At 38.2% G+C, this 26,423-nt stretch carries 31 protein-coding genes and 1 pseudogene; 21 read left to right on the top strand and 11 right to left on the bottom strand.

Annotation, left to right across the window (positions count from 1 at the left end):
* Positions 1-115: 115 nt before the first annotated feature.
* The 6 genes from F4694_RS18880 to F4694_RS18855 all read left to right on the top strand — a co-directional run bounded on the left by F4694_RS18880 (position 116) and on the right by F4694_RS18855 (position 4,835).
* Positions 116-1,384 (top strand): flavin-dependent oxidoreductase, encoded by a 1,269-nt coding sequence (locus tag F4694_RS18880; protein ID WP_179600787.1) that lies wholly within the window; start codon positions 116-118, stop codon positions 1,382-1,384.
* Entirely contained in the window at positions 1,384-1,680 is a 297-nt protein-coding gene (locus F4694_RS18875; protein ID WP_179600785.1) for a Dabb family protein, read from the top strand. Before F4694_RS18880 ends, F4694_RS18875 begins: the two co-directional genes overlap by 1 nt.
* A gap of 153 nt (positions 1,681-1,833) precedes the next feature.
* A complete protein-coding gene (locus F4694_RS18870) occupies positions 1,834-2,058 on the top strand; it encodes a YdbC family protein (protein WP_179600783.1) in 225 nt (74 codons plus the stop codon).
* A gap of 131 nt (positions 2,059-2,189) precedes the next feature.
* Positions 2,190-3,098 (top strand): alpha/beta hydrolase, encoded by a 909-nt coding sequence (locus F4694_RS18865; RefSeq protein WP_179600781.1) that lies wholly within the window; start codon positions 2,190-2,192, stop codon positions 3,096-3,098.
* A gap of 173 nt (positions 3,099-3,271) precedes the next feature.
* Positions 3,272-3,754: a hypothetical protein gene (locus F4694_RS18860; RefSeq protein WP_179600778.1), complete on the top strand. Its 483-nt coding sequence runs from the start codon at positions 3,272-3,274 to the stop codon at positions 3,752-3,754.
* Positions 3,755-3,773: 19 nt separating this feature from the next.
* Positions 3,774-4,835 carry an alpha/beta fold hydrolase gene (locus F4694_RS18855; RefSeq protein WP_179600777.1) on the top strand — a complete coding sequence of 354 codons (1,062 nt, stop codon included), beginning with the start codon at positions 3,774-3,776 and terminating at the stop codon, positions 4,833-4,835.
* A gap of 429 nt (positions 4,836-5,264) precedes the next feature.
* Here the strand turns inward: F4694_RS18855 and F4694_RS18850 are convergent, their stop codons facing one another.
* Positions 5,265-5,957, bottom strand: coding sequence for a Dph6-related ATP pyrophosphatase (locus F4694_RS18850; RefSeq protein WP_179600775.1), 693 nt, complete (start codon positions 5,955-5,957; stop codon positions 5,265-5,267).
* A 265-nt stretch (positions 5,958-6,222) separates the two neighbouring features.
* Between F4694_RS18850 and F4694_RS18845 the strand changes: the two genes are divergently transcribed.
* The 4 genes from F4694_RS18845 to F4694_RS18830 all read left to right on the top strand — a co-directional run bounded on the left by F4694_RS18845 (position 6,223) and on the right by F4694_RS18830 (position 8,840).
* Entirely contained in the window at positions 6,223-7,137 is a 915-nt protein-coding gene (locus F4694_RS18845) for a VOC family protein (protein ID WP_179600773.1), read from the top strand.
* Positions 7,138-7,309: 172 nt separating this feature from the next.
* Positions 7,310-7,786 (top strand): DUF2975 domain-containing protein, encoded by a 477-nt coding sequence (locus F4694_RS18840; RefSeq protein WP_179600771.1) that lies wholly within the window; start codon positions 7,310-7,312, stop codon positions 7,784-7,786.
* A 10-nt stretch (positions 7,787-7,796) separates the two neighbouring features.
* Positions 7,797-8,015, top strand: a complete 219-nt coding sequence (locus tag F4694_RS18835) for a helix-turn-helix domain-containing protein (RefSeq protein WP_179600770.1) — start codon at positions 7,797-7,799, stop codon at positions 8,013-8,015.
* Between the two features lie 30 nt (positions 8,016-8,045).
* Positions 8,046-8,840 carry a DUF817 domain-containing protein gene (locus F4694_RS18830; RefSeq protein ID WP_179601084.1) on the top strand — a complete coding sequence of 265 codons (795 nt, stop codon included), beginning with the start codon at positions 8,046-8,048 and terminating at the stop codon, positions 8,838-8,840.
* A gap of 194 nt (positions 8,841-9,034) precedes the next feature.
* Here the strand turns inward: F4694_RS18830 and F4694_RS18825 are convergent, their stop codons facing one another.
* Entirely contained in the window at positions 9,035-9,448 is a 414-nt protein-coding gene (locus F4694_RS18825; RefSeq protein WP_179600768.1) for a MerR family transcriptional regulator, read from the bottom strand.
* A gap of 267 nt (positions 9,449-9,715) precedes the next feature.
* On the opposite strand from F4694_RS18825, the gene F4694_RS18820 reads away from it, so the two are divergent.
* Positions 9,716-10,756, top strand: coding sequence for an NAD(P)-dependent alcohol dehydrogenase (locus F4694_RS18820; RefSeq protein WP_179600767.1), 1,041 nt, complete (start codon positions 9,716-9,718; stop codon positions 10,754-10,756).
* A gap of 259 nt (positions 10,757-11,015) precedes the next feature.
* On the opposite strand, the gene F4694_RS18815 is transcribed toward F4694_RS18820, so the two are convergent.
* The 3 genes from F4694_RS18815 to F4694_RS18805 form a co-directional block, all read right to left on the bottom strand.
* A complete protein-coding gene (locus F4694_RS18815; RefSeq protein ID WP_179600765.1) occupies positions 11,016-11,180 on the bottom strand; it encodes a hypothetical protein in 165 nt (54 codons plus the stop codon).
* A 75-nt stretch (positions 11,181-11,255) separates the two neighbouring features.
* Positions 11,256-11,351: a YjcZ family sporulation protein gene (locus F4694_RS18810; RefSeq protein WP_257029303.1), complete on the bottom strand. Its 96-nt coding sequence runs from the start codon at positions 11,349-11,351 to the stop codon at positions 11,256-11,258.
* 42 nt (positions 11,352-11,393) lie between these two features.
* Positions 11,394-11,516, bottom strand: a complete 123-nt coding sequence (locus tag F4694_RS18805) for a YjcZ family sporulation protein (protein ID WP_179600764.1) — start codon at positions 11,514-11,516, stop codon at positions 11,394-11,396.
* 260 nt (positions 11,517-11,776) lie between these two features.
* Here F4694_RS18805 and F4694_RS18800 point away from each other — a divergent pair, with 260 nt between their 5' ends.
* The 3 genes from F4694_RS18800 (at position 11,777) to F4694_RS32715 (ending at position 14,267) form a co-directional block, all read left to right on the top strand.
* On the top strand, positions 11,777-12,082 hold the full coding sequence (locus tag F4694_RS18800; RefSeq protein WP_179600762.1) for a hypothetical protein: 306 nt from the start codon (positions 11,777-11,779) through the stop codon (positions 12,080-12,082).
* 246 nt (positions 12,083-12,328) lie between these two features.
* Entirely contained in the window at positions 12,329-13,387 is a 1,059-nt protein-coding gene (locus F4694_RS18795) for a PrsW family intramembrane metalloprotease (protein ID WP_179600760.1), read from the top strand.
* A gap of 373 nt (positions 13,388-13,760) precedes the next feature.
* The gene (locus tag F4694_RS32715; protein ID WP_306458492.1) at positions 13,761-14,267 is read left to right on the top strand and encodes a CBO0543 family protein; all 507 of its coding nucleotides are present in this window, start codon (positions 13,761-13,763) and stop codon (positions 14,265-14,267) included.
* Positions 14,268-14,412: 145 nt separating this feature from the next.
* On the opposite strand, the gene F4694_RS18790 is transcribed toward F4694_RS32715, so the two are convergent.
* Positions 14,413-14,568, bottom strand: a complete 156-nt coding sequence (locus F4694_RS18790; RefSeq protein ID WP_179600758.1) for a hypothetical protein — start codon at positions 14,566-14,568, stop codon at positions 14,413-14,415.
* Positions 14,569-14,743: 175 nt separating this feature from the next.
* Positions 14,744-15,640 (bottom strand): LysR family transcriptional regulator, encoded by an 897-nt coding sequence (locus tag F4694_RS18785; protein ID WP_179600757.1) that lies wholly within the window; start codon positions 15,638-15,640, stop codon positions 14,744-14,746.
* A gap of 192 nt (positions 15,641-15,832) precedes the next feature.
* On the opposite strand from F4694_RS18785, the gene F4694_RS18780 reads away from it, so the two are divergent.
* Positions 15,833-17,002 (top strand): MFS transporter, encoded by a 1,170-nt coding sequence (locus F4694_RS18780; protein ID WP_179600755.1) that lies wholly within the window; start codon positions 15,833-15,835, stop codon positions 17,000-17,002.
* 13 nt (positions 17,003-17,015) lie between these two features.
* Positions 17,016-17,722, top strand: a pseudogene (locus F4694_RS18775) (SDR family NAD(P)-dependent oxidoreductase).
* Between the two features lie 57 nt (positions 17,723-17,779).
* Here the strand turns inward: F4694_RS18775 and F4694_RS18770 are convergent.
* A complete protein-coding gene (locus F4694_RS18770) occupies positions 17,780-18,328 on the bottom strand; it encodes a TetR/AcrR family transcriptional regulator (protein WP_179600753.1) in 549 nt (182 codons plus the stop codon).
* A 216-nt stretch (positions 18,329-18,544) separates the two neighbouring features.
* On the opposite strand from F4694_RS18770, the gene F4694_RS18765 reads away from it, so the two are divergent.
* The 4 genes from F4694_RS18765 to F4694_RS18750 all read left to right on the top strand — a co-directional run bounded on the left by F4694_RS18765 (position 18,545) and on the right by F4694_RS18750 (position 22,177).
* Positions 18,545-19,300 (top strand): carboxymuconolactone decarboxylase family protein, encoded by a 756-nt coding sequence (locus F4694_RS18765; RefSeq protein ID WP_179600751.1) that lies wholly within the window; start codon positions 18,545-18,547, stop codon positions 19,298-19,300.
* 19 nt (positions 19,301-19,319) lie between these two features.
* A complete protein-coding gene (locus tag F4694_RS18760) occupies positions 19,320-20,183 on the top strand; it encodes an aldo/keto reductase (RefSeq protein WP_179600749.1) in 864 nt (287 codons plus the stop codon).
* A gap of 83 nt (positions 20,184-20,266) precedes the next feature.
* Positions 20,267-20,674, top strand: a complete 408-nt coding sequence (locus F4694_RS18755) for a cupin domain-containing protein (RefSeq protein ID WP_179600747.1) — start codon at positions 20,267-20,269, stop codon at positions 20,672-20,674.
* A 486-nt stretch (positions 20,675-21,160) separates the two neighbouring features.
* Entirely contained in the window at positions 21,161-22,177 is a 1,017-nt protein-coding gene (locus tag F4694_RS18750; protein WP_179600745.1) for a Gfo/Idh/MocA family protein, read from the top strand.
* Positions 22,178-22,657: 480 nt separating this feature from the next.
* Here F4694_RS18750 and F4694_RS18745 read toward each other — a convergent pair whose 3' ends face one another.
* Genes F4694_RS18745 through F4694_RS18735 form a run of 3 tightly spaced genes read right to left on the bottom strand, consistent with a single transcriptional unit; the run spans position 22,658 to position 25,234 of the window.
* The gene (locus tag F4694_RS18745; protein WP_179600743.1) at positions 22,658-23,443 is read right to left on the bottom strand and encodes an ABC transporter permease; all 786 of its coding nucleotides are present in this window, start codon (positions 23,441-23,443) and stop codon (positions 22,658-22,660) included.
* A 4-nt stretch (positions 23,444-23,447) separates the two neighbouring features.
* Entirely contained in the window at positions 23,448-24,239 is a 792-nt protein-coding gene (locus tag F4694_RS18740) for an ABC transporter permease (RefSeq protein WP_179600741.1), read from the bottom strand.
* The gene (locus F4694_RS18735; RefSeq protein ID WP_179600739.1) at positions 24,236-25,234 is read right to left on the bottom strand and encodes an ABC transporter ATP-binding protein; all 999 of its coding nucleotides are present in this window, start codon (positions 25,232-25,234) and stop codon (positions 24,236-24,238) included. Before F4694_RS18735 ends, F4694_RS18740 begins: the two co-directional genes overlap by 4 nt.
* Positions 25,235-25,878: 644 nt before the next feature.
* Here F4694_RS18735 and ssuE point away from each other — a divergent pair.
* Positions 25,879-26,421, top strand: coding sequence for an NADPH-dependent FMN reductase (gene ssuE, locus F4694_RS18730; protein ID WP_179600737.1), 543 nt, complete (start codon positions 25,879-25,881; stop codon positions 26,419-26,421).
* Positions 26,422-26,423 lie beyond the last annotated feature (2 nt).

Raw genomic sequence — 26,423 nt, 5'->3', positions numbered from 1 at the left:
GAAAGTTGGAAGATAACAAATTAATGTTGAAATATTTGTCTACTATTGTAAAATTAAGAATAGTTCAAAAATCTATTAACGAAATACATATTAAAATCTTTTGCTTCTTGGAGGGATGGATTTGTCTAAAGTTAAAAGTGCAATCATTGTTGGAGGCGGCATTGGAGGGCTCACGACTGCTCTCAGGCTTCAACGCGTTGGCGTGTCAGTGCGAGTCTTTGAAAGTGTGGAAAATATAACGGCACTTGGAGTAGGGATCAATCTACTACCCCATGCGGTTAAAGTTTTGACAGAATTAGGTTTGGCTGATGAACTTCATAAAATCGGTTTACGAACAGCAGAACTTATTTATGTAAATAAATTCGGGAAAAATATTTGGCAGGAACCGAGGGGAGTAGACGCTGGATACCAGTGGCCACAATACTCGATACATCGAGGACGTCTGCAAATGCTGCTGCTAAATGCTGTTAAAAAACAATTGGGAGCAAATGCTGTATTTACCGGACATCATTTAAAATATTTTCAGTTAATGGGTGACAAAGTAACAGCTCAGTTTGAAAATCGAAAGACAGGGGAAAGGTTAGGATCGTATAGCGCAGATATTTTGATTGCAGCCGATGGCATCCATTCGACTGTGCGGAAATTCTACTATCCAGATGAAGGATTACCCAAATTTAGCCGTCGGATTTTATGGCGTGGTATGACAGAGTCTACTCCATTTTTAACAGGTAGGTCCATGATTATGGCAGGTTACCAAGACCAAAAATTTGTTGCGTATCCGGTGTGTCTAGAAACTGCTGCAAAAGGGCGTTCACTCGTCAACTGGATTGCGGAGCTAACAGTCCAAGATGAAATGCCGTCACGCGCGGATTGGAACAAGAAAGTCGAAAAAGAGAAATTTGCTCCAGCATTTTCATCTTGGGATTTTGGCTGGCTCAATGTGCCAAAATTAATTGAGCAGACGGATACGGTGTTTGAATTTCCGATGGTTGATCGGGATCCTCTGCCTCAATGGACGTTTGACCGGGTAACGCTACTTGGAGATGCAGCCCACCCTATGTATCCAATTGGATCAAATGGTGCTTCGCAGGCAATTCTCGATGCAGATGCTTTAGGACAAGCCATACTGGTGCATCACAGCGCCGAAATGGCATTGAAAGCATATGAAGATGCGAGACTAGAACCAACTTCCAAGATTGTTTTTGCAAATCGAAAGAATGGTCCTGAAGAAGTTATGCAAATTGTAGAAGATCGGGCTCCAAATGGTTTCGTGAATCTACACGATGTTATTTCTCAGCGTGAATTAGAAGAAATTGCGAGTAAGTACAAGCAAATTGCAGGCTTTGACAAAGATATTCTAAACCGAAAAGTTGGAGTTCAATAATGGTAGAACATATTGTCCTAATAAAATTTTCACCTGAAACCACGAAAGAACAAAAGGAAGAACTTATTCGCAGGACTTTACAGTTAAAAAATATGATTCCAGGTATTCTGGACATTCAACAGGGCTTTAATTTTTCTAATAGAAGTCAAGGGTATGAAATCGGATTGACGGTAAGATTTGAGGACAAAGCTTCATTGGACCACTATGGTCCCCATCCCGCACACCAGGAGATTGTCACCTATTTGAAGAAGATAGGCATGGAGGATAGTATCATCGTTGACTTTCACCTCCATTAATTTTTTATAGTCTCTAACTTTATTGCTGAAACGCGTTTAAGTGGCTAATATTTTCTAATCATAAATGAAACAAATTGGGCTTCCTTTGGAAAGCCCTTTTACATTTTTTTTAAAAGGGAAGATTAATTTATAGAAAATAAGAGGGGTGCAATTATGGCGAATTTGAAATATGAAATAGTAGAAACCGTGGGTATTATATCAGAAGGTGCAAAGGGATGGAACAAGGAACTAAATCTGATCAGTTGGAATGACCGCGAGCCAAAATATGATTTGCGGGATTGGGACCAAACACATGAGAAAATGGGCAAAGGGATTACCTTGTCAAAAGAGGAGTTAATTCAATTAAAGAAAATACTAAATGAAATGAACTTGGATTAAGTATAAATTATTCTTACAAAATATTGTCAAAAGTGAATATTCCCATGAAAACAGTTTTTGGTAAAATTGGGTGTAAAGACGATTACAAATAATTCATTCGAGGTTGTTAAAAACCGAAGGGGAGGATTGTTTTGCCTAGTATTAGTAGTTATATTTTAAAAAAAGGTATTAAGGCAGGGGCAAAGAAACTGAAATTGGAAGAAAAGGAAGTGGGTGAAAGCAGGCAGGTCATTGATTCGTTTGCTCGGAAGTTCTCCAAGCTCCCAAAGGGCTGTAAGGTGGAACAGATTGAGATTGAAGGAATTTACGCAGAGTGGATTTCCAACAATCAAAGTGTGGAAGGAAAGGTGATTCTTTACTTGCACGGAGGAGGGTATCTGTATTGTTCTGCGGATACCCATCGAACCTTGGCTGCGAGAATCATGATTGATTCAGGTGTAAAAGTCCTCCTGCCGGAATATCGACTTGCGCCTGAACACCCATTTCCTGCAGCGATTGAAGATACTCTTACTGTCTATCGCTGGCTACTTAAGCAGGGTTATAACTCTTCCAATATCATCTTTGCCGGTGATTCAGCAGGAGGAGGCTTATCGTTGGCGGCCACTCATGTGCTTAGAGACCAATATAATCCACTTCCAGCAGCGTTAGTATGTTTGTCCCCTTGGGTTGATTTAACGAGCTCTGGTAAAAGTTACAAGGAAAACAGTGAAAAAGATCCGTATTTGAGGTCCGATCTTGTTCGAAAAACAGCTCAGCAATATGCAGGGGGTGAGTCTCTTGACAATCACCTAATTTCTCCTGTTTTTGCAGACCTTAGTGGATTTCCGCCAATGTTTATCCAGACGGGTAGTATTGAAATTTTGTTAAGTGACGCCCAAATGCTGGCGGATAAAGCACGTCAGGCAGGGGTGAAGGTTCATTTCAAAGTCTGGAAGGGTATGTGGCATGTATGGCAAATCAGTGCTGGATTACCTGAAGCGAACAAGGCTGTGAAAGAAATCGGTCACTTTGTAAAGAAAACATTTAGCATAAGCAGATAAAAATCTATTATTTGTTTTCAGAATCTTCAATTTCACCTATTGTAAGTGACTATTTTTCGATGTAAAATACAGGTAATTAGTAATGAATGAGTATTCATTCATTGGGAAGGAGAATGGATTTTACATCGCAAATAGAGGGTTGTAGTACACAATATTAAACAGAGGTGAGGGAAGTGTCAGAAATGAATCCTTACGATTCTTTTAGGCAATTAAGTGAAATGTTGGAAAAGGGATTAAATGGCTTATTATTTCAATCGATAAATAACAATCCATTAATACAAGTGACGAAGTTGGGCATAGAGGCGAATTCTAGATATATTGAGTTGTTAAAAAGAAACCGAGAACTAATGGCAAGTTATATGAATCTACCAACAAAAAATGATGTAGCCAATGCGGTCAAACAAACGATGCAAGCGGAAGAAAAGATCGATATTCTTGAAGAGCAAATCTGGAATTTACAAGATAGTTTTGCGTTAGCAACACAAGAGCAAAATAAGGTGCTTGGAGAAATACTAGAATTCACCAAACATATCCACTTTGAATGGCAAAAAACTTCACAGGAGCTTGCTGCACTATCTGAGATGAAAAATGAATTTGAAGAGATGAAGAAGCTTTTGCAGAAAGATAAGGAAGAACCAGTTCTAGTAGCCAAATAAAGGTGAAGGAGAATAAATGATGGCGGTTAAATCATTAGTAAATATCCCTGTTCTCAATCTTGAAAGTGAGAAGAAGCGGTGGAATAATATTTATAAAGTTTTGAGCGAACCGAAGCCTGATATTGAATCAACACCTAGAAAGGCGGTTTGGAAAAAAGGTAAAGCTGTTTTGTGGTATCACGCTGCTCCAGAGAAGAAGTATAGTACGCCACTGTTCTTGGTTTATTCTCTATTAAATAAAGCGTATATTCTTGATATCTCTGAAGAGGGAAGTGTGGTTGGCAACCTTACAAAACAGGGTTACGATGTCTATTTGCTAGATTGGGGTTCACCTGGTTTGGAGGACAAGGATCTCACTTTAGATAACTACCTTATCGACTATTTGGAAGTTGCAGTAAAACGAGCCATAAGGCATTCAGCTGCAAAAGAGATATCTTTGGTAGGGTATTGTATTGGCGGTATGCTTTCGGCAATGCTAACATCACTAACAGATTTGCCAATCAAAAATCTCATTCTGGCTGCAGTTCCAATTGACTACAGCAATGCCATTATTCCGAATAAATGGGTGAAAGCACTTCAAAACGGCACACTAAATTTTGACCGGTTTGCAGATGCTTACGAGGTTATTCCATCAGAGTTTTTATATGCAATCTTTATGGCGCTTCAAGGCTTTAACGTTGGACCAACAGTAAATCTAGTCACCCGTGCTCACGATCAAAAGTATGTTGATAAGTGGCGGAATATGGACAAATGGATGAAGGATGCCGTTACATTTTCAGGTGCTGCATTTAAGCAAATGATGAATGATTTATACAAAGATAACAAACTTGTAAAAGGTGAAATGAAGATTGGCGGTCAGAAGGTGGATTTAAGCAATATTAAATGCAGTACATTGGTGATCACATCCACTCGGGATGAATTAGTGCTAGAATCACAAAGCCTTCCTATCATGGACCTTATTTCAAGTGTAGATAAAACCTATCAGCATGTGGAAGCAGGGCATGTATCCCTTTGCTTAACCGGCCAGTTTGCGTTTGCGATTGATCCGTGGCTATCGACTCGTTCTACTAGATTAATATAATCCAACATAGGAAAAGCCTTAGCCCTTTGTATGCGGACTAAGGTTTTAAATTTTTTGTGACGATCCGATCCATGTGCGTAGGTTTTGTGAGAGATCAGCCAAATTATTGACTGGGTATTTTTGGAATAGAAGGTTTTTTCCCAAAAAAGGTATTTGTGCCCGTTTTTCTGGATAAACGGGGTTAGCGGTAACGAATAAGTGCTAATCGTGCCCGCCCAGGCTGGAAAAAGAGTTTAACGGTAACGAATAAAGCTAATCGTGCCCACTCAGGCTAAAAAAGGGTGTTAGCGGTAACGAATAGAGGTTAATCGTACCCGTTCTTGCTTGAAAAGTAGCAAGCTGGTAACGAATAGAAAAAGCTACTCTTTTAATTTGTAATAAGATGATCTTCTATATCTTGGTGATGAGTCAGAAACTAAATCCATCCAGCTAAATCTGATCAAGCTCCAAAGGCAAAAAGGCATATTCTCCGTTTTTAATAATCTCTCCCTTACGAACTGGAATAGGGTGCTTAAAAATGGGTCCATCTATGACGGTTGTATGAAACTCTCCGCCTTCTCCACAGGGGTCAATACCACGTGCTTCAAGTTCCTTCACGTATTCGTGGGTAAAGGTTCGCCCTAAGTCGTCTTCTCGCATTCCCAATGATAAATTAACTGTCACAATGATTGTTGTAAATCCAAGATTTATGAATTCTTCGACAGCTTCACGATGATTCATATCCCATAAAGGCATACCAAGTTTTAAACCAGCATTGTTCGCAACCTTTTCATGCCAACAGCCATGTTCAGGTATATCCAAATCTCCTGTTACTAACACCTCTGCTCCTTGGGCTTTAGCTTTTGTTAATAAACCCATAAATACAGTTTCATAATCTGTCCAACTGGCAGCAGCGGTATATGCTGGCAAACCTATCGAGGCAGCCTGGGCATGGATGAGCTCCGGGGGCATTCCATGAGATCTGGAACGTTTCCCTTCTTCCTCCAGCATAACAATAAGACCCATTGCTTCTCCAACCTTCATAGCTTTATAGAGAGCTAAGACACTATCCTTTCCTCCGCTAAAAGAAGCTATAAATTTATGCCCGTGGGCACCATTTTTCCAATCCTTTACTTCTGTCATTCATATCTTTCCCCTTTATGGCTTTTTACAACTTATTTCATTCTATCAGGATTGTCCTATACTAAACTATAATATTATAGAAAATGAAAATATTTATCACCTCGCACGTCGGAGAGGTTATTTCCATAAGGATAGAATCCCCTGCTATTTATAGAAAGTTAAGTAATCGAATAAGGGAACATATCTGTGAAATGATTACAAATACACGAAAATAGGTCATACTCATATTGTCTAAAAATTATTAAAAAATAAAGGAGAACTACCCATGTCAAATTCAAAACAGATAATTGTACCGCATTTATGGTATGACAAAGAGGCAAAAGAAGCCGCTGAGTTCTATGTTTCCATATTCCCGGATTCAAAAATTACGGATGTAAAAACCATCCACGACACACCATCAGGCGACTCCGATATCGTAACGTTTGAGCTTTGGGGGCAAAGGTTCATGGCAATCAGTGCAGGCCCATATTTCAAAATCAATCCATCTGTGTCCTTCATTGTTAATTTTGACCCATCACGAGAAAATGACGCAAGTGAAAAAATTAATGAGGTTTGGAACAAATTGTCCGATGGCGGCACTCCGTTAATGCCACTTGATAAGTATCCGTTTAGTGAGAAATTTGGCTGGATTCAGGATAAATATGGTTTATCTTGGCAATTAATGCTTACCAATCCAGAAGGTGAAGAGCACCCTACAATCGTGCCGTCACTTTTGTTCGTGGGAGATCAATGCGGCAAAACAGAAGAGGCGATTAATTTTTATTTATCAGTATTTAAAAATGCAAAGCTGGGACATATTGTCCGGTACTCTAACGGCATGGAACCGGATAAAGAAGGAACAGTCATGTTCGCTGATTTTAGCTTAGAAAATCAATGGTTTGCCGCAATGGACAGTGCGCACAAGCATGAATTCAATTTTAACGAGGCAATCTCATTTATGGTTTACTGCGACACACAAGAAGAGATTGATTACTACTGGGAAAGGCTCTCTGCAGTTCCTCAAGCCGAGCAATGCGGCTGGCTGAAAGATAAGTTTGGACTATCATGGCAAATTGTACCAATTCAGATGGATGAAATGATGAGCAAGGGGACACCTGAGCAACTAGAGCGTCTAACGAAAGCATTTCTTAAAATGAAGAAATTTGATCTTACAGAATTACAGAAGGCTTATAAGGGATAAAATCCAGTTATAAATTGAATAGTTAAAGTTAAAGAGCATTTCTTTGTCATAAGAAATGCTCTTTTTATGGATATTAACAATAATAATGTTGTAAAAAAGGATAATTATTTATTGTGAAACGATAAATATTGTGCTAATATCATATAGAAAATAAATTAGTGAGGTGCTTTTTATGAAACGAGGGTCAACATTATTTTTAAGAATGGCTGTTTTTCTTATTGGAACTCCAGTTCTCGCTTTAGGTATATTTGGGTTAACGTGGTTACCGAAAAATCCGGCAAATCCAGATTATGCCCATATACTATACCCCATTGTAATCGGTATGTATGTATCGGCAATACCGTTTTTCGGAGCATTGGTTCAGGCTTTTAAACTTTTAAGCTATATTGACAAGAACCAAGCTTTCTCTGAATTGTCTGTAAAAGCTCTGAAGAATATCAAAATCTATGCACTGATAATCAGTGGTTTGTATGTGGTAATATTGCCATTTGTTTTTCTTGTAGCAGAGCTAGATGATGCACCAGGTCTCGTCATAATTGGAATGGTTCCTGTTTTTGCTTCAATGGTAATCGCCGTCTTTGCTGCTGTTCTTCAAAGACTTTTAAAAGAAGCGATTGATATAAAATCTGAAAATGACTTAACGGTCTGAGGTGATAACTATGGCGATTATAATCAATATTGATGTGATGCTGGCTAAAAGGAAAATGAGTGTAACAGAACTTTCGGAAAGAGTTGGAATCACAATGGCGAACCTTTCTATATTAAAAAATGGAAAGGCTAAGGCGGTTCGATTTGCAACGCTAGAGGCGATTTGTAAGGCTTTAGATTGTCAACCCGGAGATATATTAGAATACCGAAGTGATGAGGAAACACCATAAGGTTTTTTAAAAACTTTGGAGGCAAAGTTCATGGGAGCATTTAAACAACTGGTTCGTTTTGGTTGGGAGCAGGCCCTATCTTGTGTGTTTCCTGTCGTTATATTTGCCTCATTGGCTATAACGCAAATTATTCCGCTTCCTTTCCTGCCACGATATGATTGGCTGCTCATCATCTGCCTTCTCATGCAGTGGTGGATGGTTCGTTCTGGTCTTGAAACTCGTGATGAACTGAAGGTTATCACCTTGTTCCACCTGATTGGACTTGCGCTTGAACTTTTCAAGACACATATGGGCTCCTGGTCGTATCCGGAGGAAGGATATTTCAAAATCTTCGGAGTACCTTTGTATAGCGGGTTCATGTATGCAAGTGTTGCGAGTTATCTTTGTCAGGCGTGGAGGAGGATGAAGGTAGAACTGGTTAAATGGCCGCCGTTTTTGTTGGTTGTACCTCTTGCAGCTGCGATTTATTTGAATTTTTTCACTCACCATTATTGGATTGACATTCGTTGGTGGTTGTCAGCTCTTGTCATGATTGTCTTTTGGCGATCATGGGTCACATACGAGGTGGGTGGAATTCGTTACCGTATGCCACTCGCACTTTCTTTTGTACTGATCGGATTTTTTATCTGGATAGCCGAAAATATCGCAACGTTCTTTGGCGCTTGGGAATATCCAAACCAAACGGAAGCATGGAGTCTCGTTTATCTTGGAAAGGTGAGTTCATGGCTTTTATTAGTAATTGTTAGTTTTCTTATCGTTGCGACGTTAAAACAGGTCAAGGGAAGCAATAACTCCACCAGAATAGATAATAATCAATTTTTATAACGGGAAGAAAGCCATTTAAAAAAAGTCGAATCCTTAAAGGAATTCGACTTTTTCGGGTTGATTTTATCCTAGCGTTAGAAAAAGAAACGTTATTTTATTTGTATAAATATTTTGCCGGCGGTGGGATGCGATGACCTATGGGATCTGAAACAGTCGTTCCAGTTCCTCCGAAACACAGTGGTTTTATATTCATTTTAAGTAGTGGAAATTACCATTTTATCGTTTTTATGGATATCTTCCGTTCCAGCCTCTAATGCAGTCTTGTAATAGTTGCATTTATGCTCGATAACTTCCATCTGTTTTTTGAGTTCTTCTATCTGTGCTTCTACAATAGCTTTTCGGTCCATAAACATGTCGTATCTTTGTTGCAACGTGGAATCCCCGTCAGAACACCAATCAATGAAATTTTTGATTTCCTTAATGGGCATCGCTGTGGATTTCAGACATTCAATTATTCTTAAAGCGTCAATATCGGATTCCTTAAACCGCCGTGTTCCGTTTGGTGTCCGTTCTACAAAAGGCATAAGTCCTTCCTTATCGTAGTAACGCAAGGTATATACGGTAAGATTCAATTCCTTTGCAACTTCACTGATCGTGTATGTCTTCATTTTTTATCTCCAATTCTTAATAATATAGACTTCGAGTTAACTCTACGGATGAAGGGAATTTATCATCTTGTAGACAAAATGTCAAATGGTAGATTACATTCAAGAAAATTAGTAGTTTTTTAAAATAAGGTATTGACCTAGAGTTAACTCTAAGGATTAATATTGTTTTGCAAGAGAAAAAGTAGGACAGCAATGAATTAAAGGGTAATTGAACCCTGAACAAGAGCATCCTCTTGAAAAAATATAGATTACTTGGAGGTTTTATTCATGATAACTGCTAAAGCACGGGCTGTGGACGGTCCAGACAAATCTTTTCGAGCTGCTGAAATTAAACGTCGTGATCTTGATTTACATGATGTTCTAATTGAAATTAAATTTGCAGGCATATGCCATTCTGATATCCATACTGCTCATGGCGAGTGGGGTCCCGTGAACTATCCACTCGTGCCTGGTCATGAGATTGCGGGTATTGTAACGGAAGTAGGAGCAGAGGTCACAAAATACAAGGTTGGTGACCGGGTAGGGGTTGGATGTATGGTTGACTCCTGTGGCGAATGTGAGAACTGCCGTAAAGGAGAGGAACAATATTGTCTTAACGGAAATGTTCCCACCTACGCTGGTGTTGACAAATATGGCGAGCCAACTCAAGGTGGATATTCAACCCACATAGTCGTTACTGAGGACTTTGTAGTCAGAATTCCTGATAGCATTGAGCTTGACGCTGCAGCACCATTACTTTGTGCAGGGATTACCACCTATTCTCCATTAAACCATTGGGAAGCAGGACCAGATAAGAAAGTCGCAGTTGTTGGGTTGGGCGGTCTTGGTCATATGGCTGTTAAGATTGCACACGCCATGGGTGCGGAGGTTACCGTTCTGTCACAAACGTTGAGCAAAAAAGAAGATGGCCTGCAATTCGGCGCAGACCACTACTATGCGACAAGCAACCCTGAAACATTCGAGAAACTTGCCGGTACATTTGATTTAATCATTAACACTGTAAGTGCAAAAATTGATATTAGTGCGTACCTCTCTCTGTTAGCACTGGATGGAACACTAGTAAATGTCGGTGCGCCTGCAGAGCCATTGTCATTAAATGTGTTTTCTCTCATCGGTCATCGCCGTTCCTTTGCAGGTTCGATGATTGGCGGAATCCGTGAGACTCAGGAGATGTTGAACTTCTGTGCAGAACACAACATTGTTCCTAATATTGAAGTGATCTCGGCCGATCAAATTGGCGAAGCATATAAACGCGTTTTAGCTTCAGATGTGAAATATCGATTTGTAATCGATATTAGCACAATGTGATTTCCGTCAATCATATGCTTTAATGGTATTTATAAGGTGTCCTAAAAAGCCTAGCTTTTGGGACATCTTTTTTAGCATTCTTAAGAAAGATTAAATAGGAATATTTAAAAAATGATGATTTTAAGGAGAATTGAATTGTGGATTTTAGTAAAAATAAAAAGGGATAAACCCTACGTAGAATACGTTAAGGTCTATCCCTAAATATAGGAGTTTTTATGTTGGCAGCTCGTTCTTACCCGACCATCTGGAAATATAGCTCCTATTTATTAATAGAACCTACGTCTTCTTCTTCTTTCTCTGTCGAATTCAAAACGTCTTCTTCTCTCGATATCAAATACAAATACAAAGGGGAAAAACAGTCTTCTTCTAAAGTCGTTACGAAAAATCCGATCTCTTCGGTCAAATCCAAAAAATGACACTGCATTCACCCTCCTTTCCTTTCAGAAATCTGTATGACAAAGGACAGATGAACATAACCTGTCATTTTTTTACGTACAAATTAGTAACCCACAAAAGAAGCTCCGACAATGATAAGGAGAATAAACAATACAACAATTAAAGCAAATCTCATTCCATATCCTCTTCCTTCACTCATGTATATCACCTCCAGATTTTCTTAAAAAAGCTAGTTTGAACATTAACACCAACTGGAAAGTACGATAATCAGTAGAATGAACAATACAACGATTAGTACAAAGCTACTGCCGTTATAGCCACCACCATAGCCATAACCGCCGCCACAACCGAATCCAAAGCCCATATTTTCACCACCTTTAAGATGATCCGAATAAATATTCTTTTTATATATATTTCTAAAGACAAGAATCGATTGGACATTTACCATAGAGTTAAGAAAAATTAGCGATTTGTTTGAAAAGAAACGTTGGCACTACATGTAAATAACTTGCGGAGTATATTTATAGACTCTTTTTTTACTTTTTGTACAAACATCCACACTCTGATACAAAACCAATCATAAATTATCTAAATGAGTAGAAGAGAGAGGAGAAGAAGTCATAGGTGAGGAATAAAAGTAAACATAAACAAAAGTCGAATGAGGAAAAAATAGAGGACGAACAAATCATCCCTTTGGATAGATACGATTTAGTTCACAATTGGAAAATCATCATGCAATTTAATTTTGCTTTATTTAAAAACAAAGAAGAATTTGTAATTATGGATCATAAGGATGATTATATAGCTCGCTTTAGCATTACCAGTGCAGGGGTAATTGAATTTAAAAAAAAGTCATATGACTTAACTCCGAAGATTGATTTTTATAATAAAACGATTAAGATACCTATTGTGACAGAGCACGGAAAGTAATCAGCATAGAAGGCGGCTGAGGAATGCCTTCTAAAAATGATTAGGTTAGTTGAGAAAAGAACTATAAATCAACATAAGAGAACCAAGATTGTTAAATAACACAATCTTGGTTCTCTTATGTTTAGGTGACTCTTTTTATCGTCTAAATATTTTACCTCTTTTTGAGCATACTCTTTTTGAGGATATTTTTCCTGTATTAATGAAACCGTCGTAAAAACTTATGAAACCAAGAGGGGGTAAGTTTTTTTGAAATGCCCGCAATGTGTGTATTCTAATCCTGATGGAGTGAAGTTCTGCTTAAGCTGCGGCGAAAAGTTTTTTAAAAATAACAGTTCAGAGGATGAAAACAGCTTTTTTTATGAGTTTGCCCATTATGTTGATATGCTTCCAAATTTCGAACGGTCAATTGAGCCTAAATTTGACAATATATTTTCGCGTGTTTTCCGTAAGCATAGTGAATTGGAAGCTGAACGGCTATTTATAGTAGGAACAGCGCTTACGACACCGAAGATTTCGGAAGTAAAAGAGACTTGGCCAAAACCTTGGCTTTTTGCGAGGGTGTTCATCATTGCGCTACTTATATTTGCTGGATTTTACACAGGTGTTAGCTATTTTGGAAATTGGAATTTTATACCTGGAGTTATTATTGTTGGTGCATTTGCTGTTCCGTTTTCAACGTTAATGTTCTTCTGGGAGATGAATGCTCCGCAAAATATTGCTTTTTACCGAGTTATCTATTACGTATTGACCGGCGGGATTCTTTCCATGTTAGCCGCCATTGTTTTTTTTGATATTCTTAAAAATAATATTAATCCGATTACGATTGGTATTGTTGAGGAGCTTGCTAAAGCAATAATGGTCATTGCGTTTGTTCGATATAGAAAATATAAATATATACTAAACGGCCTTCTCATTGGTGCTGCTGTTGGAGCAGGTTTTGCAGCGTTTGAAACCGCTGGGTATGCTCTAAGGTCATTGCTTTCAGGGGATGGCGCAAATCTCTACAATACGATTATTATCCGAGGCATCTTTGCTCCTGGTGGGCATGTTGCCTGGGCTGCTCTGACTGGTGCAGCATTCTGCAGAGTACAAGGGGACAATCGATTTAATCTTAGTATGATATTCCGTTTCAAATTTTTACGCGTCTTTATCTTGGTGGTTGTGATCCATGCTTTATGGGACACTCCTATACAAGGAATGTTCCCCTATGGACATACTTTTTTAACGATAGCTTCATGGATTGTTGTTTTTCTACTCATCCGTGCCGGTCTTAAGGAGATAGGAGAAAGAAAATTAATGGTCTAGGAATATCCGTATAAATTGCACAAACGAAGGGAACTGTAACAAACCTGCTTTTGTATTACGAAAGTAAATGTATATATAGTGAACAGGTTAATCAGTATAATGGTAGACCCTCTACACTTTTTTCTGCATGTAATAACTTCAATATTTTAGAAAAGAAGCCGGATATTGTAAATGCCCTCAAAAACATTTTTTACGAAACCACAATATGCAGCTTATCGGCTGCTTATTTCTTTTTTCTTTAGAAAAACCTTAACTATCAAATTGGCCGTTCTTTATCCAGCTTTCTTTCGAAAGTGGTCAGTGGATAAGGGTTTTTAGTAAATTCCTATTAATTGGAGAGAATAGGAATACTTATTTTTTAAGGATTGATTTTATGTATATTTTAATTAATATTTTATACTTGTTAGCAACGTTTAAATGGGGAGATTGGAGGAATTGGAAACTTTATTATCCGACAATACTCTTCTTAATCATTGGAGATTTTCTATATAACTTTCTCCTTTATAAAAAATCAATGTGGTTGTTTCACGATTTAATCCTACCTAACCATACAATTATTACAATTTTAGCTATGGTCGTTTCTTATTCTGCAACCGTATTAATATATTTAGGGAGGTTCCCAAAGGAATGGAATAAACGTTTATTATGGTTTTTGTTATGGGTAGGAATATACTTATCTGTTGAGTATATAAACAGTAAGTTTGGGTTTATTACATACCATAATGGATGGAATATGTGGTGGTCTGTTCTATTTACAGTTATTATTTTCGTTATCTTACCCATACACCAAAAAAGACCTCAGGTAGCTTGGCTTTTATCAATAATAATAATAGTATCGCTATTAAGCATCTTTGATGTAAAAATTAGTGAAATGAAATAAAAACTACCACAGTCTTTTTGGATTGAGTTTGTCAAAAATTGTACTTAAACCAAACCAGCAAATAGTTTGTCAACATTTTTACTATAATAAAAAAGGTCAACCAGAAAAATCTGGCTAACCTTATATTACGATCGGGTGCATTTAATTAATTAATCGCGTTGTCTGTGTTTTTTGATTTAAGGATAGGTTTGTCTATGGATTCAATGATTTTATCTTTGATTTCAGGGATAGGTTCGTTCGTCCGTGTATTCCATATACTATATTTAATGTTATTGGGTGAGTCTGTGTTTTCATTGGGCATTTTTCATCCACCTCGATTATTGTTTTAATAGTCAGTTTGCTATACAAATATAGAATGCTTCTAAAAAGATCGTTTAATTCTTTCTCTTCTAAAAAAGTTAATTAGTTACAAGATAAGCTAATAACCCACAAACATATTAAAACGGATACTACGATAGAAGAATAATGCGGTCGGTTCAAAGATTTGAAAATTTCGCCTGAATATCTTTTAACAACATATCAGTAGCAGCGGAAAAAACCTGGTTCTTCTTCCAAACAATATTTAAACCAGATTCAAGTTTTGGCTCTAGTGGTCTAAAACAAAGGTTACTATCACTAGACGTATTTACTATTTTATCAAGGGTTATGGCATAACCAATGCCCTCATCCACCATAATTGCCGCATTATAGGCAAGATTGTATGTCGTAACGACGTTTAATTTATCAAAATCTTCACCAAACCAATCCGCAAATTCATTTTTAGAAAATGTCTGTTTCATAGCTTGGCGTGAACAGATGAGTGGAACATTTAATAAATCCCTTGCTTGAATGGAATCTTTGAGAGCAAGAGGACTGTCTTTCCTCATAACAACGCCCCAAACATCCTTGGCAGGGATATTAATGTATTTGTACTTTGATAAATCAGCTGGTTGAATTAAAATACCAAAGTCAAGCAATCCCTTGTCAAGCCGTTCAGTGACATCGTCTTCGTTACCGCTGTAGAGGTGATACCGTATATTTGGATAACGTAACTGTAAATCTTTAACTACCCGTGCAATCTGTCGCATGGCATCGGTTTCACCACCACCGATGTAAACATCCCCACTAATTGTTTCCTCCATGGAACTAAATTCTGACTCTAATTTATCGACCATATCAACGATTTCTTCTGCTCTCTTTCGCAGCAACATTCCTTCTTCAGTAAGGATGATACTGTGACTGCTGCGAATAAATAGCTTTTTTCCTAAGTCTTCTTCAAGATCTTTTAATTGTCTTGACAAGGTTGGTTGTGTAACATGCAAAAAATTAGCAGCCGCCGTCATGCTCCCTTCTCTTGCGACCGTAAGAAAATAGCGCAAAACTCTTAATTCCATCTATTACTCCTCCTTTATAATGCTTTAGTATATATATTTCAGATATGCTAATCAAGCATATCTTGATATAAGATATAAGTAATTGCTATATACAAGGAATCTACTAGAATAAATAACAAAGGTTGATTTTTGGTTAAACACGAAAAAAACGAAACAAAAGTCGATTAAATGCTGAAAATTGGAGTGGTTTTTTTGATAAAACGAAATAATTTATTGATTTTTATATTAACGATAGGAGTTTTCGGCATCTTAAATACTGAAATGGGGGTTATTGGGATATTACCAGATATTGCTGATCATTTTGATGTCAGTGTTTCAAAAGCAGGATGGCTGGTGAGTTTCTTTGCCCTGGTTGTTGCAGTGTCTGGCCCAACGATGCCTTTATTATTTTCAGGGATCAATCGGAAGAAGGTTATGTTACTGGTACTAGGTGTTTTTGTTTTGGGGAACATCGTATCCATATTTACGTCTAACTTTACCATTCTGTTATTAGCTCGTATCATACCAGCCTTTTTTCATCCCATTTATTGTTCGTTGGCTTTTTCAGTAGCTGCCGCGTCAGTAAGTAAAGAAGAAGCTCCGAAAGCTGTTTCCAAAGTATTTATTGGAGTTTCTGCCGGTATGGTAGTTGGTGTACCAGTGGCAAGCTTAATTGCTAGCGCAATTTCTTTACAAATGGCGATGGTCTTTTTTGCTGCTGTTAATGCTGTAGCATTCATTGCTACATTACTATTTGTACCATCTATGCCGGTTGAGGCAAGACTTGCCTACGGAACTCAATTATCGGTATTAAAAAAATCAATGACATGGCTTTCCATCGTAACCGTCATTTTATTAAATTCTGCCGTATTTGGTGTTTATAGTTATCTTGCTGATTATCTGAAAACCGTTACGAATCTGTCTTCGAATTCTATTAGTTTACTATTATTCGTTTACGGCGGAGCCAATATTATTGGTAGCATTGTTGCGGGGAAGTTACTTACTAAAAATGCAATCAAATCTGTAGTGACTTTTCCTTTTGCATTGGGAGTTGTTTACGTCATATTATTCTTTTTTGGACAATTTACCGTCCCCATGATAATCATTACCTTATTTTGGGGAATTTTAGCTGGAATAGGAGGTAATATTAATCAATATTGGATTACGTCCTCAGCTCCCGAAGCCCCAGATTTCGCAAATGGTTTATTTTTAACATCTGCTAATTTAGGAACAACATTTGGGGCTGCTATAGGCGGATTTTTCATATCAGAGCTGGGTACACCATACGTCGTTTTGGTGGGATTCCTATCATTGATACTAAGTTTGGTAACTATTTTTCTTAGAAACTATATGGGTAGTCCGACAAAACAACTTTCCATTTAAGGCGGATTTAAAAATGTCACAGGATAAACAAGTTGCACTTGTCACCGGCGGGAATCGAGGAATTGGATATGAGCTGGTCAGGCAATTGGCGTTGCAAGGTTTTAAGGTCATAATGGCAAGTCGAAATCCAGAGACGGGTCAAGTAGCTGCGCAAAAACTGAAGGAATCAAATCTGATGTTTCTTTTGTGGAAATCGATGTAGAAAATCAAGAAAGTATCAGTCAAGCTGCCATTGCAGTGAATGAGTGGGTTGGAAGATTAGACGTATTGATTAATAATGCTGGGGTGTATTTAGATAAAAATGGAAAATTATTAAATATGGAACCTTCTATTCTTGAGGGAACGATGGCAACCAATTTCTTCGGTGCTTATCATGTGATTCGTTCCTTTATACCCCTTATGGAAAAAAGAGGCTATGGAAGAATTATTAATGTTTCCTCTGAATATGGGGCGATGAGCGACATGTCATATCCAGGAGTAGGAGCATATAAGTTATCTAAATTTGCCCTAAATGGATTAACACGATTGGTAGCAGCTGAAATCAGTGGTGATATCAAAATAAATGCAGTTGATCCGGGATGGGTAAGCTCAGATATGGGTGGGCCATCTGCTCCAAGAACACCAAAGCAAGCAGCACAGTCTATCCTGTGGTTAGCGACGATTGGACCTGAAGGACCCAATGGGGGATTCTTCAGAGACGGAAAACAAATTGATTGGTAACATTGAAGGGAAGAAGATTATAGCCCATTGTCCAGAGTGGAAGATGGGCTTTTTACTTTATTCTAGGTTCCTATCTAACAATGCTCCGGTTTGTTCTGCCATGACACGTGCTGACAAAGGCATTCCATTCTTGAACCACCATTCCACCGACCCAACGACGGCTGAGCCAAAAAATTGAAGAATGACTACTTCATTTAATCCGTTGTTTTTTTCCACCGTTATATCCACCTCAGCTTTAAACTCCTGGATGACTAAGTCAAGAAAACGGCTACGAAAATACGGTGCACCTTTACTCGCTAACATCGTTGAAAAAAATAAATAATTTCGCTCAAAGTACTCGTACCAGACATAATTACCTTCTTGAAATGTCATCTCAGATGCCGATTGGCATAGTTCTCTTAGATTCTCGATATGTTCTTCAATCATCTTATCCAGGAGGTCATATTTATCCGTGTAATGAAGATAAATGGTTCCTCGATTAACATCTGCTCTGTCAGCAATATCCTGAATGGTAATGTCGTCAAAACTTTTTTCAGACATTAGTTCCGTTACAGCATTTTTTATCGCAACTTGGCTTTTAGCAATTCTTCTATCTACTTTTGCCATTGAAATTCATCACTCTTTCTAAAAATAATCAACAATTTTAATTGATTTGTTCAGTAATCAACGAATTGCGTTAATTTAACCATTGAAAGTATGAAGGACTTTTTTATAATTATAAACAGTTGTTGATTAATCAATCAATATTAATTTTTAAAGCAACATGTTTAGCTAACTTTTGGAATACTAAAAGCAGATTTACTTCAAATAGGAGGCTTATTAATGGACCGTGTTGAAAAGAGCAAGGAAAAATACAAACAGCTATTTGGCGAGAGCGTACCAGCCTCATACGCTACCGATCCTGATTTTCAGGACATTCTTAGCAACTTCATTTTTGGGGAAGTTTTTTATCAAGGTAATCTTGATGACCAACAACGCGAGCTTATTACTCTGGTTGTGCTTGCTACGAATCAGACGTTACCACAGCTTAAGGCACATGTAGGTGCTGCGCTGAATGTCGGGCTCACACCGGTAGAAATCAAAGAGGCGGTTTACCAGTGTGCTCCATACATTGGATTTCCTAAAACTTTAAACGCCATCAATGAACTTAATGAAGTTTTCAAAGCAAAGAATATCGTTTTACCACTAGAAAGCCAAAAGACGGTAGATGAAGATAGTCGTTTTGAGAAAGGACTTGCAACTCAAGTCGAGATTTTTGGTGATGTTATTTCAAAAATGCGTGAGGCTGCCCCAGCAAATCAAAAGCATATCCAGGAATATCTTTCTGCTTTTTGTTTCGGAGACTTTTACACACGTGGCGCACTTGATTTGAAAACAAGAGAGTTGTTGACACTTTGTATTATCAGTGCTCTTGGCGGTTGTGAAAGCCAAGTAAAGTCACATGTTCTGGGTAACAAAAATGTGGGGAACGAAAAAGAAACATTGATTTCCGCCATCACCCACTGCCTTCCATATATAGGCTTTCCGAGGACACTTAACGCATTAGCTTGTGTCAATGAAATAATTCCTGAAAATTAACGGTAAAGGAGACAAAAGCATGTTTAAAGAAACTTACAAATTATCAAATGGTGTAGAGATTCCAAAATTAGGTCTTGGCACCTGGCTGCTTGATGATGCACAGGCAGCACAGGCTGTGCGTGATGCGGTATCTATCGGAAATCGCCATATTGATACTGCTCAGGCTTATATGAATGAAGCTGGTGTAGGCGAAGGAATCAGATCCTGCGGTGTCGCAAGAGAAGAACTATTCATCACAACAAAGGTTGCTGCAGAAGCAAAGACCTATGATGCAGTTGCGCAGTCCATTGATGAATCTTTAGCAAAGTTGGGACTAGATTACATTGATCTTCTGATTATCCACAGCCCACAGCCTTGGAAGGAGTTCCGTGAGGAGAACCGTTACTTCGAGGAAAACAAAGAAGTATGGAAATCTTTAGAGGATGCTTATAAGACAGGCAAAGTAAAGGCAATAGGTCTTTCTAACTTCCTTCAGGATGATATAGAGAATATTCTTGCAAGCTGTGAGATCAAGCCTATGGTAAACCAGATATTGGCACATGTGAGCAATACTCCTTTGGAGCTAATTAAATACTGCCAAACGAATGGCATCTTGGTAGAGGCATATTCACCAATTGCACACGGTGCGGTTCTCGATCATGCAGAGGTTAAGGTAATGGCTGATAAGTATGGAGTATCTGTTGCTCAGCTTTGCCTTCGTTATGATGTCCAGCTTGGTCTTGTAGTAATTCCTAAGACGGCAAATCCAGAACACATGAGAAACAATTCAGAGCTTGATTTTGTTATCAGCGATGCAGATATGGAGACTTTAAAGAATGTAGAGCAAATCCAGAATTATGGTGAGCATAGCTTTTTCCCGGTATTTGGCGGGAAATTAAAGTAAACAGGTCATGAATGGGGACTTTTTATAGCAATTGATCATCCAAAGGATACAAATATGAATGATATTTATTGGAGGAAAATAAAATGGCAAAATATGAAGAAGTAAAAAATGGCGTTATTTTTCCAGTAGGCGAGGAAAATCCATATTCACAATTTTTTGAGGGACAAAGTTATCTTAAAGGATTAGTTTCTGATCCTAACGTTAGTGTTGGTGTTGGGAATGTAACCTTTGAACCGGGATGCCGGAATAACTGGCATATTCATCATGATGGATTTCAAATTTTATTGGTAACTGGTGGAGAAGGTTGGTACCAAGAAGAGGGAAAACCTGCTCAATTATTAAAAGCGGGTGATGTTATTGTCACCCATGATGGCGTGAAACACTGGCATGGAGCAACAAAAGATAGCTGGTTTGTACACATTGCAATCACTGCAGGTAATCCAGAATGGTTGGAACCAGTATCAGATGAGGAATATAACAAAGTAAAATAATAATTGAATTAAATACAATGCTGTAGTGGTTATACCCTCATACCATTATTTGATGTGTTGGCTAACCAATATCACCATCATTATCGATCTGATAAGTCTTAAACTGGTCTAAATCAGACCAGTTTTTTATTTTTAAGAAGAGTATCATTTACCTATAAGTTTTGCATACTACTTTTGAATTTGTACATAGGAGGAAATCTTAATGGCAAAGAAAGGGTATAAGTATAATCAATAGTCATGAACCTAAAGCATTTTCCAGTGATGGAGAAATGCTTTTTTATTAGATCTATATTTAGAAGGATTTTTTTAACAACAATGTAAAGTTTCGTGATAATTCACAATTTTAAACCTCATCTGTATGAAAGCGTTGACAATAGTTGACCTTCTTGATAGTTTAAGAGAAAAGTATGAAATAAGATGCAAATGATTTATTTCTTCCATATTGAGTAGAAGTATTTGTCATCGAATAAAGGAGGAGAGATTTCTTTGACTTTACATAAAATTGTTGTAGCTGGGTGTGGGAGCATGTCAAATACCTGGCTGGATTATGCGGAACAAAGAAATAACGCAGAAATTGTAGGATTAGTTGATGTCTCTTTAGATGCGGCAAAAGCAATGGCAGAACGAAGAAATTTACAAGTGCCATTATTTTCAGATCTATCACAAGCACTCTCTGAAACAAACGCAAACCTCGTTTTTGATGTCACGATACCTGCTGCACATAAACAAATTGTCACAACTGCGTTGGAAGCAGGATGTAATGTATTCGGGGAAAAACCAATGGCGGAATCATTAGAAGACGCCAAGAAGGTGTTAAAAGTAGCTCAAGAAACGGGGAAAAAATATACGGTCATGCAAAATCGCAGGTATAACCAACAGATTCGTGCGTTGCGAGACCTTTTAGCAAGCGGATCGATTGGTACGATTGGTTCACTACATGCTGACTTTTTTCTTGGGCCGCATTTTGGTGGGTTCCGTGATGAGATGGATAGCCCGCTTATTGTGGACATGGCTATTCATACATTCGATCAGGCACGTTTCATATCCGGAGCTGACGCGGTTTCTGTCTATTGTCACGAGTTTAATCCGCCAGGCTCATGGTATAAAGGAAACGCATCAGCGATTATCATCTATGAAATGAGTGATGGATCCGTATTCTCCTACCGAGGATCTTGGTGTGCAGAGGGGTCGAATACTTCATGGGAATCAGATTGGCGGGTAACAGGAAGCAAAGGAGCAGTGCGCTGGGATGGATCAAATCTACCTGTTTATGAAGTAGTGGATACCACTCGACCTATACAATTTATGAGCAAAACAAAATTTGAGACCGCATCTAGCACCTGGGAAGGTCGGGAAGGCCACTGGGGTTGCCTTGATGAAATGTTTGGTGCCATTGAGGAAAACCGTCTAGCGGAAACTGACTGCGCGGATAACATTAAGAGTATGGAGATGGTTTTTGGAGCTCTAGAAAGTGCCAAAAGCGGACAGAAAATTTTTTTATAAATAATAGATTCGAGGAGACATTATTTCGATGAAAATATCAACACTTTCATCACTAGTAAAAGTAAAATAATCGGAGAATTTCCGGCTAAATACAGAATGGAGCTAGTTTCGGGGGATTTAAGCGGAGCTTTTCCGCTTATGCTAAGCAAAATTTACCATTTTCGTATTTTTCAAGCCAATAGGCGGAATCTCTCCGTCTATTGGAAGCCTTTTTTTAAAATAATTACTAATTAAGCGGAATTTTTCCGTCTATTATCAGCTCATGTGCTTAATCTAATCTGATTCCCCAACCGATAAGTGCGGAATCTCTTGATCCTAAATGCAGGAATCAGCAGCTTACCATCCACCAGCTATAAAAATCAACTATTTAAATCAATGTAAAAAAGAAAAGAAGAGCCGGCGAGCTCTTCTTTTCCGTTCATGGTTAGTATTTTTTCTTGGATGCTTTTTCACTTCATTTTAATTACTGTGTAATGTATATTAATTCCCAGCCCCACGGTATCTCTTCACTCCCGCATTCCAAAGAAGAATCGCAATACCAAAGAAAAGGATTCCCATTACAGGAGTGAAAAAGGCATATCCATACCATTCCTCACGATTTAAAAAATAAGAAGCTGGATACACACCAACAAAGGCGAAAGGTAAAATCCACGTTAACACAAATTGAATCACCTTATTGTAAATGTTGATAGGGTAGCGGCCATAATTGCTGATATTATACATCATTGGCATAATATCGGTACGACTGTCGGACCAAAATCCGATCGTAGCAATCGAAATAAAGATCCCGGCATAAATAAAAGCCCCGCCAATTACCATGACAATAAAGATCAAAACATCGTACCAAGCTAAGGTTATGTCTAGGTTCATAATAGCATATCCCATTACCAATAAGCCTGTGATCGCACCGAATAACGATTCCAGCTCAATTCGTTCCAAGATAATTTGGAACAGACTGTGAACCGGGCGTGTCAAGATACGGTCCATTTCTCCTTTAACAATATAGCGATCATTAAAGTCCCAGATGTTAAAAAAGGACGAAAAGATTGCATAAGGAACGAGGAAAAATCCATAAATAAAAATGATTTCATCTCGGTTCCATCCGCCTAAAAAGGCTGTATGGCGAAATACGATTACGATGAAAATTAAATTGACAGCTTGAAATAATAGATCAGAAAGAATTTCAATAATCGTATCAGCACGATAAGTAAGCCTTGTCTTTAAATATTGAGAGGCGTATTGAAAGAACAATGATAGATAAAACATTGGTTCAGCCTCCTTGTATAATTAAGTGTTTTTTTGCTAACGACCATAATAGTCGGATTGGAATAAGTAAAATGACTACCCAGAATACTTGTGAAAGTAAAGCTTTATAAATCTCCTGCCCCACAAAGCCTCCTGTAAAAATCATACTAGGAACATAACTAATCGCTTGAAAAGGCAAATATGACATTAAAGTTTGAGCCCAGTCTGGATAAAAAGAAATAGGGAGAAGTAAACCTGAGAACAAATCGATGACAACACGTTTTGCTCGAATCAACCCTGAGTTATTAAATAAAAAGAATGTCATAATACCCGTTAATAGGTTGATGTGCGTGTTGACAATAAAACTAAAAACTAGTGAAATAAAGAAAAATAGCCACGTGGTCAAACTAGCATCAAAGCGGACCGGAAAAATCAAGGCCACAATAATCATACCTGGGACGGAGAAAAACAATAAGCGAAAAACGCCTTCGCCTAGTGCCTGCATGGTTTTCATACCTAAATAATTATACGGGCGAATCATTTCAATCGCTACCTTGCCGTCTTTGATTTCAGCGGCAATTTCCCGATCGATATTGTTATAATAAAACGCTCGTGCCATCCAGGCGACAGCCACATACGTGGTCATTTGAGCGACGGACAATCCCTGAATTTGTTCTTTTCCTCCATAAATCGCTGACCATAAAAAATAGTAAGCACCGATATTAATGCTATATATTAATATCCCGCTATAATAGTTTGTCCGATAAGCGAGCATCATTAAAAAGCGAACCCGAATCATTTCTATATACATACTCATGTGAGGGCCATACCTTCTTCATAGATCTTCCGGACAATCTCTTCCGTTGAAATTTCATTGATTCGAACATTCTTAATCGGATTCCTTTGGACAACATCACTGATCAATCGAGAGACCATTTGTTCATCCCCATTGATATATCCGAGCCAGGTCGTCGCATCCTTTTGCTCCCATTGAAGATTTTCAACACGAGGCAGGGAGCTGCGAGGGACTTCTGACAAAAATTCAAACTCGATTTGTTTTCCTTCCACCGCATGTTCTTGAAGCTGATTTAGCTTGCCATCATAAATAATTTTTCCTTCATCTAATAACACCACTCGTTCACATAGGGCTTCAATATCCGTTAAGTCATGTGTCGTCAAGAGAATGGTGGTTTTATATTGTTCGTTAATTTCCTGTAGAAACTTACGAATTTTTAATTTCACCAATACATCTAGTCCAATCGTTGGCTCGTCCAAAAAGAGGAGCGGAGGATTGTGGACAAGAGCGGCAGCCAATTCGCAGCGCATCCGTTGTCCAAGAGACAGCTTTCGTACCGGTTTATCTAGTAAAGGACCGATTTCTAACGTCTCTATCACATGGCCCATATGACGGTCATAGTCTTCATCCGAAACTCGGTATACCTTTTTTAATAACCGGAAGGATTCTTGAACCGCGATATCCCACCAAAGCTGTGACCGCTGCCCAAACACCACACCAATGGTTCGCACGAATTCTTCTCGCTGCTTGTGGGGATTCATACCATTCACGATAATGGAACCGGATGTAGGCGTTAAAATGCCGGTTAACATCTTAATGGTAGTTGACTTACCAGCACCATTTTCTCCAATATACCCTACCATTTCACCTTGTTTAACGGTTAAGGAAATATTATCAACGGCTGCATGGATTTTATAATTTCTCGTAAATAAATCGCGAAACGCTCCGGCCAAACCGGGTCGGCTCGTATATGAATTAAATTCTTTTCGTAAATTTTGAACCTCAATGACATTCATTTCGTTTCCTCCTAGAATATAAAAAGAAAAACATGATAACGAAAACGATTTTACCAAACTTATATAATAACCTGAGAAGGTTATTCATGCAAGTAAGGTGCACTTGTATATATATATTGAAATAATAATGGTGCTTCATGGTTTCGTTGTATATCTAAGTAAGTCGTCTGTACCAAGCCTTTTTTTATCACATCCTATTTGGCTCTCCCATAGATTAAACCTATCAATTAAGTTACCCACCATGTAATCTTGACTGAATTACTCAAGATTCAGCTCGTAAAAAAATAGTTGACAATGTTGGGAAATCTTGATAAATTAATCCGTAGTTAACCAATCGGAATAATGAAGGTTCGATCAGACCACTGAAGGCCTTGCAATGTTGAAATCACACGATTAAATATTGCAGGGCCTATTTTGTTTTCCTTTACTAGTATTTAGAAAGTGAAACATGTGGGAAACAATCTAAGAAAGCTGTAAAGAAGGGAGACAAAGTAATCTATCTAACAAAACATCATCCTATCCCCGGACTAGGGGCAAATCGCATAGTCATGCCGACCGATCAGACAGCTGAAGGTCCTTAACTTAGTAAAGAGTTAGGGGCCTTTTTGTTTTTATGAAAATCAATTAAAAAGGAGCCAATGAAAATGACTAAAATCTTAATTATTTCAGGGAGCCCTGCCTCTGTTTCACGAACGGCAGCCATTGCTTCCTTTGTTAGTAATATCCTCGTAGAAGGGGGAAATGAGGTAGAAAGGCTTTCCGTTAGGGATTTGCCTGCTGAAGCTCTGCTTCATGCACAGTTTAACCATCCAGAAATAAAGAAAGCCCAACAGTTAGTAGAACAGTCAGATGCACTGATTGTGGTGAGTCCTGTTTATAAAGCAAGTTTCCCAGGAATTTTGAAAAGCTTTTTTGATTTGTTGCCGGAGAAAAGTCTAGAGGGAAAAAAAGTGCTGGCGATTGCTTCTGGTGGGAGCATTGCACATTTGTTGACGCTCGAATATGCATTTAAACCTTTATTTTCTACCCTTGGCGCACGTGAAATTTCTCAAGGAGTCTATCTGGTTGATTCACAGTTCAGCTATTCCGGTGAGCAGTTAAATTTCATTGACCTTCACCTTAAAGAAAGACTGGAATCAGCGGTGCTTGAATTACAGACATCCTTAAATCTCTTAATTAATTATTAAAA

It is taken from the genome of Neobacillus driksii, assembly GCF_013409995.1.
GTDB lineage: Bacteria > Bacillota > Bacilli > Bacillales > Cytobacillaceae > Neobacillus > Neobacillus driksii.
Note: the sequence above shows the minus strand (reverse complement) of the source record. Positions and strands in the feature narration are given on the sequence as shown.

Excerpts from the sequence above, each read along its gene's own strand:
- F4694_RS18880 (WP_179600787.1), top strand. The coding sequence starts at position 116 with ATGGATTTGTCTAAAGTTAAAAGTGCAATCATTGTTGGAGGCGGCATT.
- F4694_RS18875 (WP_179600785.1), top strand. The coding sequence starts at position 1,384 with ATGGTAGAACATATTGTCCTAATAAAATTTTCACCTGAAACCACGAAA.
- F4694_RS18870 (WP_179600783.1), top strand. The coding sequence starts at position 1,834 with ATGGCGAATTTGAAATATGAAATAGTAGAAACCGTGGGTATTATATCA.
- F4694_RS18855 (WP_179600777.1), top strand. The coding sequence starts at position 3,774 with ATGGCGGTTAAATCATTAGTAAATATCCCTGTTCTCAATCTTGAAAGT.
- F4694_RS18850 (WP_179600775.1), bottom strand. The coding sequence starts at position 5,957 with ATGACAGAAGTAAAGGATTGGAAAAATGGTGCCCACGGGCATAAATTT.
- F4694_RS18845 (WP_179600773.1), top strand. The coding sequence starts at position 6,223 with ATGTCAAATTCAAAACAGATAATTGTACCGCATTTATGGTATGACAAA.
- F4694_RS18840 (WP_179600771.1), top strand. The coding sequence starts at position 7,310 with ATGAAACGAGGGTCAACATTATTTTTAAGAATGGCTGTTTTTCTTATT.
- F4694_RS18835 (WP_179600770.1), top strand. The coding sequence starts at position 7,797 with ATGGCGATTATAATCAATATTGATGTGATGCTGGCTAAAAGGAAAATG.
- F4694_RS18830 (WP_179601084.1), top strand. The coding sequence starts at position 8,046 with ATGGGAGCATTTAAACAACTGGTTCGTTTTGGTTGGGAGCAGGCCCTA.
- F4694_RS18825 (WP_179600768.1), bottom strand. The coding sequence starts at position 9,448 with ATGAAGACATACACGATCAGTGAAGTTGCAAAGGAATTGAATCTTACC.
- F4694_RS18820 (WP_179600767.1), top strand. The coding sequence starts at position 9,716 with ATGATAACTGCTAAAGCACGGGCTGTGGACGGTCCAGACAAATCTTTT.
- F4694_RS18815 (WP_179600765.1), bottom strand. The coding sequence starts at position 11,180 with ATGCAGTGTCATTTTTTGGATTTGACCGAAGAGATCGGATTTTTCGTA.
- F4694_RS18810 (WP_257029303.1), bottom strand. The coding sequence starts at position 11,351 with ATGAGTGAAGGAAGAGGATATGGAATGAGATTTGCTTTAATTGTTGTA.
- F4694_RS18805 (WP_179600764.1), bottom strand. The coding sequence starts at position 11,516 with ATGGGCTTTGGATTCGGTTGTGGCGGCGGTTATGGCTATGGTGGTGGC.
- F4694_RS32715 (WP_306458492.1), top strand. The coding sequence starts at position 13,761 with ATGTATATTTTAATTAATATTTTATACTTGTTAGCAACGTTTAAATGG.
- F4694_RS18790 (WP_179600758.1), bottom strand. The coding sequence starts at position 14,568 with ATGCCCAATGAAAACACAGACTCACCCAATAACATTAAATATAGTATA.
- F4694_RS18785 (WP_179600757.1), bottom strand. The coding sequence starts at position 15,640 with ATGGAATTAAGAGTTTTGCGCTATTTTCTTACGGTCGCAAGAGAAGGG.
- F4694_RS18770 (WP_179600753.1), bottom strand. The coding sequence starts at position 18,328 with ATGGCAAAAGTAGATAGAAGAATTGCTAAAAGCCAAGTTGCGATAAAA.
- F4694_RS18765 (WP_179600751.1), top strand. The coding sequence starts at position 18,545 with ATGGACCGTGTTGAAAAGAGCAAGGAAAAATACAAACAGCTATTTGGC.
- F4694_RS18760 (WP_179600749.1), top strand. The coding sequence starts at position 19,320 with ATGTTTAAAGAAACTTACAAATTATCAAATGGTGTAGAGATTCCAAAA.
- F4694_RS18755 (WP_179600747.1), top strand. The coding sequence starts at position 20,267 with ATGGCAAAATATGAAGAAGTAAAAAATGGCGTTATTTTTCCAGTAGGC.
- F4694_RS18745 (WP_179600743.1), bottom strand. The coding sequence starts at position 23,443 with ATGTTTTATCTATCATTGTTCTTTCAATACGCCTCTCAATATTTAAAG.
- F4694_RS18740 (WP_179600741.1), bottom strand. The coding sequence starts at position 24,239 with ATGAGTATGTATATAGAAATGATTCGGGTTCGCTTTTTAATGATGCTC.
- F4694_RS18735 (WP_179600739.1), bottom strand. The coding sequence starts at position 25,234 with ATGAATGTCATTGAGGTTCAAAATTTACGAAAAGAATTTAATTCATAT.
- ssuE (WP_179600737.1), top strand. The coding sequence starts at position 25,879 with ATGACTAAAATCTTAATTATTTCAGGGAGCCCTGCCTCTGTTTCACGA.